The following is a 16,833-nucleotide window of genomic DNA, read 5'->3' as shown; positions in this document are numbered from 1 at the left end:
GGTATAGATTAACTTTTTTATTGGTGAAAGCAAGAGCTTAGGCAAGAAGGAGAGAATAAATAATATTGCTGTCATAAATACTAAGGTCTTTAAATAACCTACTTGTTTAACATAAGGTTACTTAAAGACCTGAGTAATTGGCTATTGAGTGATCAAATCATATAACTCTGATTCACTCGTGCTTTTTCTCAACTGCTTAACAATAGCTTTATCGTTAAGCTTTTCAGCCATTGAAGACAAAGTGGCTAGGTGTTGCTCACATTGCTCTGCAGGAACCAAAAGTGCAAACAATATGTCGACTGGCTGCTTATCTATCGAGTCAAAAGAGATCGGTGTTTCGCATTTGATTAATATGCCCAGTGGATGGTCAATATTGGTCAACCGCCCATGCGGGATTGCGATACCGTTGCCTATACCTGTGCTACCCATTTTCTCGCGAGCCAAAAGGCTCTCGAATATCTCTTGTGAAGATAGAGTAGGGTACTGGACAGCGGCAATGTCGCTGATGAGTTCCAGTACTTTTTTCTTACTGCCCGGAGTGGCACAGGTGGTGCATTCCGGCTGCAGGATGGTACATAGTTCCATCGTTAGTGTTTGGTCAGCTTCTCTTTGTGTTTAATAACCTGACGATCTAATTTATCGATCAGGGAGTCGATTGCGGCGTACATGTCCGCATGTTCCGAAGTCGCAAAAATTTCCCCTTTTTTAAGGTGAATTCTGGCTTCGGCAATCTGCTGCATTTTTTCTACGTTCAAAATGACGTGGACATTATTGATCTGATCGAAATGACGTTCAAGCTTTGTAAACTTTTCTTCGACATAGCCACGCAGTGACGCGGTGATTTCGATGTGATGTCCAGTAAGGTTAATTTGCATAGAAAATTCCTCCAAGTGCCTAATTTTGAGTTATAAACTCTTACGTTGGTTTGAGGGCGGGATAAGCATTGCTTCACGGTATTTCGCGATGGTACGACGAGCAACTTTAATCCCTTGTTCTGCCAAAAGTTGCGCCATTTTGCTATCGCTTAATGGTTTCTTTTGGTTTTCAGCAGCGACTAACTTCTTAATAAACGCTCTAATAGCTGTAGATGAGCACTCTCCACCGTCGTCGGTTCCGACATGACTAGAGAAGAAATACTTTAATTCGAAAATACCTCTTGGGGTATGCATATACTTTTGAGTGGTAACCCTTGAGATGGTGGACTCATGCATCTCAACAGCTTCTGCGATATCATTTAATACCATTGGCTTCATGGCTTCATCGCCATATTCAAAGAAGCCTTGCTGGAATTTTACAATGCAGTTACTAACCTTTAATAATGTTTCATTACGACTTTCTAAACTTTTGATAAACCACTTAGCTTCCTGCAAATGACCACGGATAAACTGGCCATCGGCTTGGCTTTTAGTGCTGCGAGCCATTGATGCGTAATGCTGATTAACATTAATTTTAGGCATGTAATCTGGATTTAGTTCAACCACCCAGCGACCTTTCTTTTTGGCCACTGATACATCAGGAATAACGTATTCATCTTTGCTGCGGGTGACTGCCAGCCCTGGTCTTGGGTTGAGAGTTTGGATCAAGCTAATAGCTTCACGTAGCTCATCTTCTTTAAGCTTAGTTTTACGCATTAACTGTCTAAAATCGCGCCCTGCAATCAAATCCAAGTAGTCTTTGATGAGTAGGCGGGCATTGTCAATATGCGGCGTTGTCGCGGCATATTGCGCCAGTTGGATCAATAGACATTCGCTTAAGTCGCGAGCGGCAACACCAATGGGATCAAAATGCTGCACGCGCTTGAGCACGGCTTCAACTTCATCAATCTCAATCTCAGGGTCGCCCATGGCTTCAAGAATATCTTCGCAGTTTTGAGTGAGGTAACCACGTTCGTCAATAGCATCAATAATAGCGGTGGCGATAGCAAGATCGTTATCAGAAAATGGTGTTAAGTTCTTTTGCCACTCAAGGTGCTCATATAAACCTTCGCTGGTTTCACCTTGGAATGGCATATCGTCATCGCGCATACCGCCAGAACTTGCATTTGATGAGACGGTATAGACCTCGTCCCAGGTGGTATCCATCGGCAGTTCATCTGGCATTGAGTCTTGGGTTAATGCATCAGAAGTTTCAACTGCGGCGCTATCTTGCTGGGGATCAACATCGGCACTCGCACTATAATCGTTGTCACTATCGGACTCAGAATAGCTGTCTGATTCGCTGGTGGTGCGGTCTTCGTTGCTAACGGGTTCGCCGTCAGACTGCTCTTCATCTAATTCAAGCAAGGGGTTAGACTCTAATGCTTGTTGGATCTCTTGCTGCAGCTCTAAAGAGGACAGTTGCAAGAGGCGGATTGCCTGCTGTAACTGTGGAGTCATGGTTAGCTGCTGACCCATTTTGAGCTGAAGTGACGCTTTCATCTACCGCTATTCCCTACACTGTAATTAAACGTTGAAGCTCGCTGATTCGGCGAAGAGTACATAAAGGTCAACACTATGATTGTATTGGTATACTGAACAAGTGCCATGCTTTAAACGCTCATGTTGTTGATTAACTATAGCCTGAATTGTTCACCTAAGTACACAGCTCTAACCTGCTGGTTGTCTAAGATTTCGGCAGGCGTGCCCTCAGCAATGAGATTTCCGTGACTTACGATATATGCATGCTCACAAACGTCTAATGTTTCACGAACATTGTGATCAGTGATAAGCACGCCTAAGCCGCGGCTTTTTAGCTGCTCAATGATTTTTTTAATGTCGATGACCGAAATTGGGTCTACGCCTGCAAAAGGTTCATCGAGTAGAATAAATTTTGGATTGGCCGCTAGTGCTCGTGCAATTTCAACTCGGCGGCGTTCGCCACCAGAAAGCGCCATACCTTGGCTGTCACGTATGTGAGTGATATGAAACTCTTCAAGTAAACTTTCTAATTGCGCTTCACGTTGCTCATTATCAATATTGCTGCGAGTCTGCAGCACAGCCATGATGTTGTCTCGTACTGAAAGTTTTCTAAAAATACTCGCTTCTTGTGGTAGATAACCAATACCTTTTCGTGCGCGAAGATGCATAGGATCTAAGGTTAAGTCGTCTTCATCAATAAAGATCTGTCCTTTGTCACTCTGCACTAAACCCACAACCATATAAAAGGTGGTGGTTTTACCTGCTCCATTTGGACCAAGTAGCCCAACGATCTGCCCCGTTTTTACCGTTAAACTCACATCTTGAACAACTGCACGGTTTTTATAACTCTTAGCTAAGTTGCGTGCCATTAGCGTTTTTTGGATCATTGCTGCTCCTGCTTTTCTATCGGTTCAGCTGGGGTTTCAGGAGTCTCTTCTTGGTAGGCTTCTGGTTGAATGATGGTGATCACTCGGTCATTGCCTTGGCCAGTGCTTTCAGCAATAAGTTGCTGTAGACCGATATTGTATTTAATGCGGTTACCTGTGACCTGGCTACCCTCTTGTTCGAGTGTAGCATCACCTAACAGGGTTAAGGTTCTAGTTGCTAGCTCGTAACGGATCTCTTTAGCACTTGCTGTTGCGGGGCGACCATCTTCCATTACTTGGGTATAGGTTGCTGGATTGCCTGTGGCAACCAGTGTTTTACCAGAGTTCGCTTCTTTAGAGAAAACCCGTAACTCATCAGCGTTCATTTTGATTGAGCCTTGAGTCACCTCTACTGGGCCAAAAAAGATAACCTGATTGTTTTTTATATCAGCTTCTTGGCTCGCTGCGGCAATTTTGACCTCTTGCTTAAGGTCATCTACAGCGGCATAGCTGCTAATGCTGAGCAGACACAATAGACCTGCAAGTATGGATTGATTGTATTTCATAACGTCCTTCTACTCGGCCATTAGCGTGACTGTACGAGTGAGTATATTAGTATTTTTGAACAGCTTATTTAGCATCGTAGATCCCTTCGACTTCGCTGATCAACTTTACACTTTGAGCATTGAGATCAGCATAAAGACCTGTGCCTTGAATAACAAATTCATTACCAGTGACGTGGATAATTTCATCAGAGGTCATAATCATAGTATCTAAATCTAGCTCTAAATAGGATGTAGATAATGTTTGGATAGGCTCTTCAGGGCTAATTGAATCGATAATAACATTGTTTTGCAATGAGACCTTACCGGTTAAATTGTTATGGCTGCCTTTTGTCGCTCTCAAGCGCCATTGTGCTTGGCCATCATCAGGATAGATTAAATACACTGGCTCAGTGAAGTAAGTCATGCTGGCATCTGCGTAGTGTTCCATATGCTTGGCTGTGACCTTGCTATTTACAAGACCTGCTTCATTGTACTCAGTGCTGCGTAGGTCATCGATGATGTAATTGGGTCGCTCGCTTGCATCGACGTCTAACGTTTGATCGCCTTTTTTAGACTGCACCTGCCAATAGAGGATCAGTGCCGTACCAAATAATGCAATTATCGCTAGTGTGACGCGATTCATATGCTCATCCCATGAGCTGACTCAAATTTTTCTTGGCTAAGCAGCAATAAATCCGTCAGTTCGCGCAGCGCACCGTGACCGCCTTTAATATGAGTCGTCATCAAAGCATGTTGCTTAACATAAGGGTGGCCATCTGCAACACATACAGATAGACCCACTTCCTTCATGACAGGAAGATCGACCATATCATCACCGATATAGGCGACTTCATCAGGACGTACGTTGTAGAGTGCTAGCAGTTCATTGTAAGGGTCGAGCTTATTATCGACGCCTTGATAAATATGAGTGACGCCAAGGGCGGTCATTCTGTCTTCTACTATTTGTGATTTACGGCCGGTAATAATAGCCACGTTGATACCGCTGGAAAGGACCGAGCGCACACCGTAGCCATCGCGGGTATGAAATGTCTTAAGCTCTTCTCCGGAATTGCTCATGTAAACCAAACCGTCTGAAAATACGCCATCAACATCACAGATCAGTAGTTTTATTTTGCTGGCTGCTTGCCAAACATTATCACTGATTGGTCCGTAAAATCCTTGTTTAGACATGTTAAATCACTCCTGCTTTAACCATATCGAGCATGTTCAATGCGCCGACGGGTTGTTGCTTTGAATTGATGACGATAAGGCCGTTAATATTTTTTTCTTCCATTACTTTCAGCGCTTCAGCTGCGAGTACATTGTCGGTAATCGTGACGCAACCTTTACTCATGACATCAGCAATAGAAGTGGTACGTAAGTTGACCTCTGCATCAATCACTCGGCGCAGATCGCCATCGGTAAAGATCCCGACTAAGGTGCTTGCTTCATCTACAATCGCCGTCATGCCCAAGCCTTTTTTAGAGATCTCATAAAGGGCATCAGTAATACAAATATCATGCTTTACTAAAGGCAGTTCATTACCGCTGTGCATCACATCACTGACTTTTAATAATAGCTTACGCCCTAAGCTTCCACCTGGGTGAGAAAGCGCAAAATCATCTTTGGTAAAGCCACGTGCTTGTAATAAAGCAACGGCTAATGCATCGCCCATGACCAAAGTAGCTGTTGTGCTTGAGGTCGGCGCTAGACCTAGAGGACATGCCTCTTCAGGCACTTCGATACAAAGGTGCAACTGAGCGAGTTTTGCCATGTTTGAATCTGGTTTACCGGTGACTGATATCATCGGCAATCCCATACGCTTAATGACGGGCATTAAGGTTAGTATTTCACTTGATTCACCGGAGTTTGAGATAGCAAGTACGATATCATTTTCGCTTAAAACGCCTAAATCACCATGGCTCGCTTCACCTGGATGGACAAAGAATGCAGGGGTCCCGGTACTGGCTAATGTCGCTGATATTTTGTTACCAATATGGCCTGATTTACCCATGCCCATCACGATGACTTTACCTGTACATTGCAATATAAGTTGGCAGGCTTGGGCAAATTCGCTCGAATCAACATACTGGTGAAGGTTATCGAGGGCTTGTTTCTCGATATCAATCACTTTGGTGCCCCATTGGCGTAACTGCTGTTCATTTACCATTTCTTGGTCTCTCTTTTATTTACTGCTGTAGTTGCTGCATTCATATTCAAGATAGGAAAAGTAACGCTTGGTATGCAACAAATGTAATCAGTAGTACGACGCCGTGCCACGGTTTCAATTGCCGTGCGCGTCCGGTCAATAAGATCAGTATTGCAAGTGCACTGCTTGTTGCAAGTACCATGTAGAAATCTCGTGTACTTGCCGCCGCATCGACTTCGCCAGGAGCAATGATGCCGGGTAGTGCAAGTACCGCTAAAATATTAAATAAATTAGAACCAACAATGTTACCGATGGCTAAGTCATCTTCTTTTTTCAAAACGCCTGCTATACAGGCTGCAAGCTCAGGTAAGCTGGTGCCCACTGCAATAATGGTGAGCCCGATAACGAGATCTGAAAGGTGGTATGCCTTAGCAATCCCCACAGCACCTTGAACCATCCAGTCAGCAGACAATGGTAATAGTACCATCCCAATGACAAGCCAAAAAATCGCTTTCTTAGTCGGGACGTCTGCTGGGATCTCATTTTCAGCATCTATTGCCAGCGCATCGCGATTTTTATTGGTCAGCGCATGCCAAATTAGGTATCCCATCAATGCAAAAAACAGCACCATCAAAGACACACCTTCGATGCGAGTTAGAAAACCGTCATGTAAAAAGTAACCCACTATCGCTGTCGCGGCTAGCATCAAAGGTATTTCACGCCTAAGGGTTTGCGAGCTGACAGAAATGGCACCAAGTAGTGCAGTAATACCTAAAATAAGAGTGACGTTCGCAATATTTGAGCCGAGTACATTGCCAATCGCAGTATCTGTCATCCCTTCCATTGAGGCAGTCGCTGCAACAAACATTTCAGGGGCAGAGCTACCCATCGCGACGATGGTTAAGCCGATCAACATGGGTGGAAGACCTAAGTTGCGTGCGAAAGCCGCTGCACCATAGACAAACTTATCTGCACTCCAGACTAAAGCACCTAAGCCAGCCACTAGCAAAAATATATTAAATAACATCGATTCTTAGTATTTTGGGATATAGCCGCGTATTTTCGCTGTAATTGAAGAAAAATGAAAGTATTGAGTCGAGATAGTGTTGATTTGGTTGTACCTCAATGGCCAATTACGTACAATTTCTTCCTTTGCGGTATGGAAAAATGGATGTTTCTAACTTCGAATGCAGGGCTCATGCATGACTCAAAAGCATAACTCATTGGTCGAAATCCAGAATATGGCCTTTAGCCGAGGTTCTCATGTTATTTATGAGGACATAAGTCTGTCGATCCCGACCGGCAAGGTGACTGCGATTATGGGGCCAAGCGGCATCGGTAAGACAACCTTACTCAAACTGATTGGTGGTCAACTTACGCCAGATAAAGGCAAAGTGCTATTCGATGGTACCGATGTGCATCAATGCAATCGTAATGAGCTGTTTGCATTGCGAAAGCGTATGAGCATGCTTTTTCAAAGCGGCGCACTCTTCACCGATATTAATGTATTCGATAACGTCGCTTTTGCACTAAGAGAGCACTCAGGTCTGTCTGAAGCCATCATTCGTCGTATTGTATTGATGAAGCTAGAAGCTGTTGGGCTGCGTGGCGCGGCTCAGTTAATGCCAACGGAGTTATCGGGTGGTATGCAGCGTAGAGCGGCATTGGCTCGTGCAATTGCCTTAGAGCCTGAAATCATCCTTTATGATGAACCCTTTGCAGGACAAGACCCTATCTCCATGGGAGTGTTGGTTAAGCTTATTCGTGAACTGTCCGATGCACTTAATCTTACTTCTGTGGTGGTGTCTCATGATGTGGATGAGGTGTTAGGTATTGCTGATTATGTTTATGTATTAGCAGATAAAAGAATTATTGCCCATGGTACGCCGGATGAGCTTCGCTTAGCTGATAATCCGCAATTGAAACAGTTTATAGGTGGTGAACCTGACGGACCTGTACCGTTTCATTACCCTGCGCCTGATTATAATAAGGAGTTGTTAAGTGGGCTTGACTGAACAAATTGCTAAATTGGGTCGCGGCGCTATTGAGTTAGTGACTGGGCTTGGCAGAGCAGGATTAATGCTTTGGGGAGCTATAGCGCATCGTCCAAGATTGAAGAAAGGCTTGCCATTACTAACAAAGCAACTGTATGTCATTGGCGTGCAATCAATGGCCATCATTTTAGTCTCTGGACTATTTATTGGCATGGTTCTGGCGCTGCAGGGCTATAATATTCTAGTAGGCTTTGGTACTGAAGAGAGCTTGGGGCCGATGGTCGCCTTGAGTTTATTACGAGAGTTAGGGCCTGTAGTTACTGCATTACTGTTTGCTGGGCGGGCAGGTTCAGCGCTAACTGCTGAACTCGCGTTGATGAAGAGTACTGAGCAACTATCAAGCTTAGAGATGATGGCTATTGACCCGTTACGACAGATTATCGCGCCGCGTTTTTGGGCGGGTGTAATTAGCCTACCATTACTAGCACTGATGTTTACCGCCATTGGCATTTACGGTGGTCACATTGTTGGTGTTGAATGGAAAGGCATTGATAGCGGTGCTTTCTGGTCAATTTTGCAGTCATCCGTTGAGTGGCGACAAGATATTGTTAACTGCATGATTAAAAGCCTATTGTTTGCCGTTGTGGTCACCTGGATTGCACTTTATCGTGGCTATCATGTCATTCCTAATCCTGAAGGGATCAGCCGTGCAACGACTCAAACAGTAGTGCAGTCGAGCCTTGCGGTATTGGCATTAGATTTTTTACTAACGGCGATGATGTTTGGTAGCTAGTACTCATTTTTGGCGTTGTTATTGCAGTTAATTATTGTTTAGATTTATAGAATAGAGTGGTAAATGAGTTATGTTGACACGGAAGATTGAGATTTTAGTCGGTCTATTTTTATTGTCAGGATTGGCAGCATTTTTGATTTTGGTTTTTAATGTCGCCAATGTAGAAGTGAAAACTGGTGACAATAGTTACACCTTGCATGCAAAATTCGACAACATTGGTGGTTTGAAAGTGCGCTCACCGGTCAAGGTTGGTGGTGTTGTTGTTGGTCGTGTCAGTGCTATTGAGTTAGATCCAGAAAGGTTGGTTCCGGTTGTCAGCTTGTCAATGGACAAGCAATACAAGTATTTCCCTGAAACCAGTAGTTTATCTATTTTGACCTCAGGCTTATTGGGCGAACAGTTTTTAGGGTTATCTCCGGGGTTTATGGACGATGATATTGATATGTTAGTTGATGGCGATAGCATTGATGATACCCATTCCGCCTTGGTACTTGAGGAGTTGATTGGTCAATTTCTTTATAGTGCAGGCACTAAGGATTAGTAGTTGGAGTAATGGATATGTTTAATAAAATTTTTAGTGGATTAGTGTTGGTATCAACACTTGTATTGAGCTTTGTCGCCCACGCGGCAGGCAACGACAATGAAATAGATAAAACCAACCCTTACGCACTGGTGGAAGCCGTTTCTCAAAAAACCTTTGCCCGTTTCAATCAAGATAAGCAGTTGATTGCGGATAATCCTGATCACCTTAAAGTTATCGTGACCGAGGAGTTAATGCCGTATATTGACTATAAATATGCGTCTTATAAAGTACTGGGCCAATATCTGCGTGACACTACCAAAGACGAACGTGCACGCTTTGTAGAAGCTTTTCGTGGTTACTTAATCTCAACCTATGCACAGGCATTTACTGAATATACTGATCAAACTGTGGAGTTTAGCCCTGCTAAAGACTTTACGGGTGAGAAGATGGTTAATGTTAATGTTAGGATTATAGATAAAGGGCGTCCTGATATTAGCTTACAGTTTAAGGCTCGACGTTTAAAAGATGGCACTTGGAAGGCATTTGATTTGGTGGCAGAGGGCGTTAGTTTATTGTCTTCTAAGAAATCAGAGATCACCAATTTGGTGCGTCAAAAAGGCATTGAACCTGTAATTGAGATGCTGATTGAGCGCACCGCGACTCATATTGACTTAAGTACGAGTGAGCAGGCGAATTAGTGGCTAGCTTTCAACAACAAGGCATAATTTGTGCGATTAATGGCTGCCTAGATCAGCAAGCCGTAATCAGTCTATGGAATGACAGACATTGCTTATTAGATGTAGATACTGCATTTTTACAGTTATCAAACATTGAATATTGCGACAGTGCCGGAGTGGCATTTTTACTCGAATTAGTCAGTATTTTTGCTGCAAGAGGTGCCAGCTTAAAACTGGTTTCTGCTTCAGAGCAGCTTAAAAAATTTATCGTATTATATGATTTAAACGACTTCTTTATTGAAGAAGCACAGTAAGGTGAACAGTTCCATGGAATGTAAAGATATAGAAGCTATCCTGTTAGAAGCATTATCACTAGACGAAGTTAAAGTGACTCAAGAAGGTACTCATTACAAAATCGTCGCCGTTGGTGAGTGTTTCGACGGTATGGGGCGCGTAAAGCAGCAACAAACTATTTATGGTCCATTAATGGCTCACATTACTAGTGGTGAGTTACACGCAATTACGATTAACGCTTTCACGCCGACACAATGGAAGCGTGAAAAAGTTTTTAATATGTAATTGCGGATTTAGAGAGTTAACGTGGATAAATTAAAAATTGAAGCAAGCGGTGCGCTTGCAGGCGACGTTGTTATTTCAGGCGCTAAGAACGCTGCTCTGCCAATCCTTATGGCTGGTGTATTAGCTGAGACTGATTTCAACCTCTCTAACGTACCTAGCCTTAGAGATGTTAATACTAGCTGTGAACTTTTACGTTGTTTAGGAGCTGAAGTCACTCGCTCTGGCGATGATAAAGTTTGCATTTCAACTACTAACCTCAATGAGTTTTGTGCCCCCTATGAGTTAGTTAAAACCATGCGTGCATCGATACTTATTTTGGGACCTCTACTTGCCCGTTATGGTAAGGCTGATGTGTCACTGCCAGGTGGCTGTGCCATTGGTGCTCGACCTGTGAATCTGCATTTGCAGGGGCTCGAGCAAATGGGCGCTAAGATAGAAGTCAAAGAGGGCTACATTAAAGCTCGCGTTGATGGCCGCCTTAAAGGCGCGCATATCTTTATGGATATGGTAAGCGTTGGTGCGACTGAGAATTTACTCATGGCAGCAGCGTTAGCTGAGGGTGAAACTGTCATTGAGAATGCTGCTCGTGAACCTGAAGTTGTTGATTTAGCTAATTGCTTGATAGCAATGGGCGCTAAAATTAGCGGCGCTGGAACTGATACTGTTCGTATTCAAGGTGTTGAATCATTACAAGGTTGTGACTACCGAGTGATGCCAGACAGAATCGAAACCGGCAGCTTTCTTGTGGCGGCAGCAGTGACTCGCGGAAAAATTCGTTGTACTAAAGCGGATCCTAAATCATTAGAAGCGGTTTTGGCTAAGCTTGAAGATGCGGGTGCAAAAATCACTACGGGTGATGATTGGATCGAGCTTAATATGCAAGGCCAACGTCCAAAAGCTGTCAATATAAAGACAGTTGCTTATCCTGGCTTTCCAACAGACATGCAAGCGCAGTTTTGTGTGCTAAATGCTTTAGCTGAAGGTACTGCGACGATTACCGAAACTATTTTCGAGAACCGCTTCATGCATGTTCCTGAGTTGAGTCGAATGGGGGCAACCATGGAGCTAGAGGGTAATACCTGTATTATTCACGGTATTGAAAAGCTCAATGGTGCTCAAGTGATGGCAACTGATCTACGCGCTTCAGCGAGTTTAGTGATTGCAGGCCTTGTTGCTGATGGCACTACAACGGTTGACCGAATTTACCATTTAGATCGTGGTTACGAGCACATCGAAGATAAGTTTAAAGGTCTTGGTGGCGATGTTAAGCGAGTAAAATAATCGTTCAGTTACAGACTATTTGCTAATTAAGAACCATTTAAGCGTTATTGCTTAAATGGTTTTTTGTTTTATGAGCTAGCGCAACTGCTGAATAGATAAACTTAGAAGGAGATCATCTTCAGTTTAAAACCATAGTGCTATGTTATTACCATGCCAGTTTTTATAACTTTCAATATCTACCTGTTCTACGGCCTCGTGTTCTTCTCGATTGGCTGTGCGGTCGTGTTCCGAAATTTTAGGTTTAGCCAACTAAAAGTAGCATCGACATTATGGGCTTTGGCCGCATTTGGTTTTACCCATGCTTTTCATGAATGGTCAGAGCTTTATGTGATTATTTTCTCAGACCATATTGCCCCGCAGTACCAGTTACTGACTCAGTGGTTATGCCTTGCTAAGTTACTTTTTTCCTATATCGCACTGATGGTGTTTGCTTGGCAAATACTCAGTATTACCAACAAACGGGTTGCTCTGATAGGGCACGCAGTACTAGTCGCGATAATAGTCAGTTACCTTTGGTTACTGATTCCTGATTTACATGATTTAGCGGTAAATAAGACCGGCTTTCTTGAAGCGAGCCAATACACCCGAGTACTTATTGGTTTTGGTAGTGCCTCCTTAGCGGGGATTGGTATGGCTGTATATGGCAACAGCTTACGCCAGGAAAATCATCATTATGGTCTGTATTTTGTGATCAGTGGAGTCGGATTACTTATCTATGGTGTGTTGTCTGGTTTGGTTCCAACTGACTACCATCACAGTGTGCCAGTGCTGCGAACTTTGGCTGGAGGGCTTATTCTAGTGGCGTTGTTTAAAGCGCTGAAAGTATTTGATTTGGAAAAAGAGCAAGCCACTGAAGCTAAGCTGACTCGAGCTATTGAAGCTGACAAGTATAAAGCGATAGGGCAGTTAGCGATGGGGGTTGCACACGAGATAAATAATCCTCTGGCCTCTTCTACGTTGGCGCTGGATTTGTGGGAGCGCAAAAATAAAGATCACAATGAAACTGATAGTAATTATCTTTATCGGGCTCGGCTAGGTATTGAACGAGCATCGGCAATTAGTAAGGAACTATTAAGTTACGCTAGGCCTGCATCAGGTAAGAAAAACTTTGTTGCCATTAGTGATGTACTTGGCTCTGCTGTGCAGCTGTTGTCTCACCGAATTAAGCATCATCAAATTGAGATTAACTGCAGCGATGACATTTTTTTGTATGCTGAGCAAGTTAAGTTGGAAGAGTTATTTATCAACCTGATCTGTAACGCCATAGATGCATCACCCGATTATCAATCTATCATTGTCACTGCAGTACAGGAAAAAACCAAAGTAACAGTGCAAGTTAAAGATAGTGGTTGTGGCATGAGTGAGGAAGAGCTTAGTAAGGCTACAGAGCTATTTTACTCAACGAAACCTGTTGGGAAGGGAACGGGTTTGGGCTTGGCAATATGTGAGCAAATAACGTCGTTACATAATGGGAAAATGCATATCGTGAGTAGCAAAGATCTTGGTACATGCGTCGAACTGACTTTTTATCGGGAGTACTATTAATGATCTCTATATTACTGGCTGAAGATGATATTGAATTAAGCCGCAATATGGTTGAAATTCTCGAATTAGAGGGCTTCGAAGTTACTGCGGTCTATAGTGCAGAAAGTGCGATAGAGCTAAGTGAGAAGCATCACTTCGACATCGCGCTGATGGATCTATTGATGTCGGGGATGACCGGTGTTGAAGCAATATCAAATCTGCGACAGAACCAACCCTTTATTGCGGTCATTATTATTACTGCCTACGCCACAGTTGATACCGCTGTCGATGCGATGAAAAAAGGCGCAGACAGTGTAATAACAAAACCTTTTAAGAGTCAGGAGCTAATTGTAACGATTCGGCGCAGTTTAGCTGAAAAGCAGCTGTTAAAAAATCGTGCTGATCTGGATCCTGATCTGGTCTACAGCGCATTGGCTAATCCCTATAGAAGGAAGTCGCTAAAAGTTTTGGCGATACATAGGGAGCTTAAGTTTATGGATCTATGTCGTTTAGTTGAAATAGAGGACCATACCAAGTTCAATTTTCATTTGCGCCAATTAAAGAAAGCCGGTTTGGTTATGCAAAATGAGAAGAAGATCTACATTTTGACAAATACAGGTCAATTTGTTTTACAGCATTACAACTTATCGGAACATTAAAAATATTTAATAAATAATGAGTTAAGAGATTGTTGATAACTATAGTTCACAAGTTGTCAGTTTTAGTGAACTCTAGTCATCTATCTCTTTAGTGGTAACTCTTCAATACTTGTTGCATGTCCATAGAGACATATCAATCGCCATTCCCTGCAACGTTGGCGATATGAATATGAGCAATGTTGAGGATGAACTTATGAACGCACAAATTCCATGTAAAAAACTATTACTCGCCAGTATGATCACCATGTTGGTTGCTTGTGGTAGCGATAACGATGATACCACTCCCCCAGTAGATAATACCCCGCCAGTGGCAGTTGATGATGCCGCTAACGTGATGGCAACAAAGACTATTACAATCGATGTCTTAGCTAATGATACAGACGCTGATGGTGACGCACTTTCTATTGTGTCAGTGGATTCCAGTAGTGCTAAAATTAACAATGGAAAAGTTGACTTTACTGCGGGTAACGAAGCTGGAGTCGTTACCTTTAATTATACCATTTCTGATGGTACAGCCGAGGCAACAGCTAAAGTTATTGTAACAGTTACTGCTGATGATTCTGGCAATACTCCACCGGTTGTTGAAATTAGCTCACGCACAACAGATGCTAACCAAGTGTTAAACATCAACCCTATGTTGCATGTTACCGATGTTGATGAAGCTGATGTGTTGAGCATAGTTAGCGTTTCGGCTGATAACGGTAAAGCAACAATGCTTGCTGATAATCGCATTCAGTACGACCCTGAAGATCATGTCGGTGATGCAGTTCTCTCTTATGTTGTGTCTGACGGTACAGATGAAGTCAACGGCACGATTAACATTACAGCCAATGAAAAAATATTTGTGGGCAGCGCAACATGTTTGATGTGTCACTCTAGAGATGCTGCTGGCCATCAAGAACACGGCCATAACTTCAAGATCAGTAAGATTGCCAATGATGAAGCGCCAACCTTCCCTTATAGCAGTGTCGATAAAGCGTTAGGTTATTTACAGGCTTCTACAGAAGGTACAGACAACTCACTTGGTAAGCCTAACAGTTATGCCGATGTCAGTTATACTTCAGGTGGCTTTGGCTGGAAATTCCGTTGGTTAGATAAAGATGGCTATATTGTCACTGGCGCTGAAGCGCAGTTTAATATCCATGCTGAAGAACTTGGGCTCGATGACCAAATCATGGCTAATTATAATGGTGGCACAGTAGATAAACCGTATAACTGTGGTAACTGCCATACAACAGGTTGGAAGCCTACATCTGAAGAATTCCATCCACAAAAGCAAGATGACTTACCAGGCGTTCACGGTACCTTTATCGCAGCTGGCGTACAGTGTGAATCTTGCCATGGTGCAGGTGCTGCTCATGCGTTAAGTAGGAGTAAAGATGATATCGTTAGAAAGGCGACGCCGCGCTTAACTGCCGACTTGCAGAGTGAAACTATGGGTTATGGTGAGGCGATGCATTGTGCTGAATGCCATACTCGTGACGGTGACCGTAACGTGCGTAACGGCTATGTTACCAAGTTTAATGAAGCCTTCCCTGAAGGGCCAGAATATGGAGCGCGTATTGCAGTAAGAAGTGGCATGCCGCGTCACCACCAAGGTCATGATGAATTTATGGCGATTGACCCGGATTCTGGTGAAATCATGGGTAAGAAATACCTAGCTGGTATGACTTGTAGCTCATGTCATGAGCCGCATAAGTCTGCGCTTCATCAAGACGAAGCTGTACATGATGGTGCAATCAAAGCATGTAGTACTTGTCATATCTCAGACGATGCAAATAGCATCATGAAAAAGCGTGAATTTAAGGATGGTGCGATTTCATTGCATGCTGGCTACGAGTGTAAAGCCTGTCATATGCCTGATGTGGTCAAGAATGCAACCACAATGACAAATGATAAAGGCAATAAAGTGGGTGATATTCGAATTCATACTTTCAGAATTGACCTATTCAATGACAAAGGTCAGTTGCAAGATAGTGAAGCGAAAGACACCTTTATGAACCCCTACCTACAAGAAGGGTTTGCATGTGGTGAATGTCACACCATGGACCAAAAGAAAGCCGAAAGTGTATTAAAAAACTATGACGGTAAAATGCATAAGTAAAACCTAAACTCATCATTTAGGCCCTGCAAGCAAGCCGCCCTTTCATCACGAGGGCGGCTTTTTATTGCCTTAAATTCTTGTATATGGCCTATTAGTTAAACAAAGCTTAATGTATGAGGCCGTGTGCTAGTGGTTAGTTTTGTTATTGTTAGTTAACGAGTTTAAGCCTTACCTATATGGTATTAATTACAGGTAAAACCGAAAGTTCATCGAGAGCCTATTTAAGGCAAAGCAGCTGCGCTATATTGCGCGAAAGTTGTTTATCAAAAGGAGTTGTATAGATGAAGTTATGGCAACGAGTGAGTCTACTTACAGTATTGATTATCTTAGCATTAGGCTGTTATGGGGTAGGGTTTACCTCTGAGGCAACAGGTTTAATGGTACTAGGGGTAATATTTGAATCAGCCTTCTGGTTTGGTTTATTGCGGATAGACTCGCCTTCTGCAAACAAAGCAGAATAGTTATGCTCTTCACTCATGATTCGCTGTAGGTCAAGCATGGTCCTGACATGCTTAAGACATACCCTCCATCCCTCGAGCTCAGATGCTGTGAATGTCATTAATGTACGACTATATGTTCCATACAAAATCAGACATTAACTCCCTCTTTGGAGGTCTGGTATCGGAGGTACGAGAGCAAGTGCTCGAAGCTAGAATAATGCAGGAGCGATTATCGACAGTAACCCAGAAGCAGTTACCGAGGAGTAATTAATGACCTTACCTCAAAACCGCTAAACTCTCGTT

20 protein-coding genes are annotated in these 16,833 nt (G+C 43.2%); 11 read left to right on the top strand and 9 right to left on the bottom strand.

Features of this window, described 5'->3' with window-relative positions; translation table 11 throughout:
• Positions 1–141: 141 nt before the first annotated feature.
• The 9 genes from ptsN to K5R16_RS06040 all read right to left on the bottom strand — a co-directional run bounded on the left by ptsN (position 142) and on the right by K5R16_RS06040 (position 6,983).
• On the bottom strand, positions 142–585 hold the full coding sequence (gene ptsN, locus K5R16_RS06080; protein ID WP_020910874.1) for a PTS IIA-like nitrogen regulatory protein PtsN: 444 nt from the start codon (positions 583–585) through the stop codon (positions 142–144).
• 2 nt (positions 586–587) lie between these two features.
• The gene (gene hpf, locus K5R16_RS06075) at positions 588–875 is read right to left on the bottom strand and encodes a ribosome hibernation promoting factor (RefSeq protein WP_220736637.1); all 288 of its coding nucleotides are present in this window, start codon (positions 873–875) and stop codon (positions 588–590) included.
• Positions 876–905: 30 nt separating this feature from the next.
• Positions 906–2,417, bottom strand: coding sequence for an RNA polymerase factor sigma-54 (locus K5R16_RS06070; RefSeq protein WP_220736636.1), 1,512 nt, complete (start codon positions 2,415–2,417; stop codon positions 906–908).
• Between the two features lie 134 nt (positions 2,418–2,551).
• The gene (lptB, locus tag K5R16_RS06065; RefSeq protein ID WP_220736635.1) at positions 2,552–3,283 is read right to left on the bottom strand and encodes an LPS export ABC transporter ATP-binding protein; all 732 of its coding nucleotides are present in this window, start codon (positions 3,281–3,283) and stop codon (positions 2,552–2,554) included.
• A complete protein-coding gene (gene lptA, locus K5R16_RS06060) occupies positions 3,280–3,828 on the bottom strand; it encodes a lipopolysaccharide transport periplasmic protein LptA (RefSeq protein WP_220736634.1) in 549 nt (182 codons plus the stop codon). The genes lptB and lptA overlap by 4 nt, the downstream gene beginning before the upstream one ends.
• Positions 3,829–3,892: 64 nt before the next feature.
• The gene (lptC, locus tag K5R16_RS06055; protein ID WP_220736633.1) at positions 3,893–4,450 is read right to left on the bottom strand and encodes an LPS export ABC transporter periplasmic protein LptC; all 558 of its coding nucleotides are present in this window, start codon (positions 4,448–4,450) and stop codon (positions 3,893–3,895) included.
• The gene (gene kdsC / locus K5R16_RS06050) at positions 4,447–4,998 is read right to left on the bottom strand and encodes a 3-deoxy-manno-octulosonate-8-phosphatase KdsC (protein ID WP_220736632.1); all 552 of its coding nucleotides are present in this window, start codon (positions 4,996–4,998) and stop codon (positions 4,447–4,449) included. The genes lptC and kdsC overlap by 4 nt, the downstream gene beginning before the upstream one ends.
• Position 4,999: 1 nt before the next feature.
• The gene (locus K5R16_RS06045; protein ID WP_220736631.1) at positions 5,000–5,977 is read right to left on the bottom strand and encodes a KpsF/GutQ family sugar-phosphate isomerase; all 978 of its coding nucleotides are present in this window, start codon (positions 5,975–5,977) and stop codon (positions 5,000–5,002) included.
• A gap of 46 nt (positions 5,978–6,023) precedes the next feature.
• Positions 6,024–6,983, bottom strand: a complete 960-nt coding sequence (locus tag K5R16_RS06040; RefSeq protein WP_220736630.1) for a calcium/sodium antiporter — start codon at positions 6,981–6,983, stop codon at positions 6,024–6,026.
• A 175-nt stretch (positions 6,984–7,158) separates the two neighbouring features.
• Here K5R16_RS06040 and K5R16_RS06035 point away from each other — a divergent pair, with 175 nt between their 5' ends.
• The 11 genes from K5R16_RS06035 to K5R16_RS05985 all read left to right on the top strand — a co-directional run bounded on the left by K5R16_RS06035 (position 7,159) and on the right by K5R16_RS05985 (position 16,551).
• Positions 7,159–7,971: an ATP-binding cassette domain-containing protein gene (locus K5R16_RS06035; protein WP_220736629.1), complete on the top strand. Its 813-nt coding sequence runs from the start codon at positions 7,159–7,161 to the stop codon at positions 7,969–7,971.
• Positions 7,958–8,743, top strand: coding sequence for a lipid asymmetry maintenance ABC transporter permease subunit MlaE (gene mlaE / locus K5R16_RS06030; RefSeq protein WP_220736628.1), 786 nt, complete (start codon positions 7,958–7,960; stop codon positions 8,741–8,743). Before K5R16_RS06035 ends, mlaE begins: the two co-directional genes overlap by 14 nt.
• 70 nt (positions 8,744–8,813) lie before the next feature.
• The gene (gene mlaD / locus K5R16_RS06025; RefSeq protein ID WP_220736627.1) at positions 8,814–9,284 is read left to right on the top strand and encodes an outer membrane lipid asymmetry maintenance protein MlaD; all 471 of its coding nucleotides are present in this window, start codon (positions 8,814–8,816) and stop codon (positions 9,282–9,284) included.
• Between the two features lie 17 nt (positions 9,285–9,301).
• Entirely contained in the window at positions 9,302–9,964 is a 663-nt protein-coding gene (locus tag K5R16_RS06020; protein WP_220736626.1) for a phospholipid-binding protein MlaC, read from the top strand.
• On the top strand, positions 9,964–10,257 hold the full coding sequence (locus tag K5R16_RS06015; RefSeq protein WP_220736625.1) for a lipid asymmetry maintenance protein MlaB: 294 nt from the start codon (positions 9,964–9,966) through the stop codon (positions 10,255–10,257). The genes K5R16_RS06020 and K5R16_RS06015 overlap by 1 nt, the downstream gene beginning before the upstream one ends.
• Positions 10,258–10,270: 13 nt before the next feature.
• Positions 10,271–10,522, top strand: coding sequence for a BolA family protein (locus tag K5R16_RS06010; protein ID WP_044555622.1), 252 nt, complete (start codon positions 10,271–10,273; stop codon positions 10,520–10,522).
• 21 nt (positions 10,523–10,543) lie between these two features.
• Complete coding sequence (murA, locus tag K5R16_RS06005) at positions 10,544–11,803, top strand: UDP-N-acetylglucosamine 1-carboxyvinyltransferase (protein ID WP_220736624.1); 1,260 nt, start codon at positions 10,544–10,546, stop codon at positions 11,801–11,803.
• Between the two features lie 150 nt (positions 11,804–11,953).
• On the top strand, positions 11,954–13,348 hold the full coding sequence (locus K5R16_RS06000; protein WP_220736623.1) for a sensor histidine kinase: 1,395 nt from the start codon (positions 11,954–11,956) through the stop codon (positions 13,346–13,348).
• Complete coding sequence (locus K5R16_RS05995) at positions 13,348–13,986, top strand: response regulator (RefSeq protein WP_220736622.1); 639 nt, start codon at positions 13,348–13,350, stop codon at positions 13,984–13,986. Before K5R16_RS06000 ends, K5R16_RS05995 begins: the two co-directional genes overlap by 1 nt.
• 193 nt (positions 13,987–14,179) lie before the next feature.
• Positions 14,180–16,090 (top strand): Ig-like domain-containing protein, encoded by a 1,911-nt coding sequence (locus K5R16_RS05990; RefSeq protein WP_220736621.1) that lies wholly within the window; start codon positions 14,180–14,182, stop codon positions 16,088–16,090.
• A 281-nt stretch (positions 16,091–16,371) separates the two neighbouring features.
• Positions 16,372–16,551 carry a hypothetical protein gene (locus tag K5R16_RS05985; RefSeq protein WP_220736620.1) on the top strand — a complete coding sequence of 60 codons (180 nt, stop codon included), beginning with the start codon at positions 16,372–16,374 and terminating at the stop codon, positions 16,549–16,551.
• Positions 16,552–16,833: the final 282 nt, after the last annotated feature.

It is taken from the genome of Shewanella sp. c952 (assembly GCF_019654975.1).
Classification (GTDB): Bacteria; Pseudomonadota; Gammaproteobacteria; order Enterobacterales; family Shewanellaceae; genus Shewanella.
This window is presented reverse-complemented; position numbering and strand designations above follow the sequence as displayed.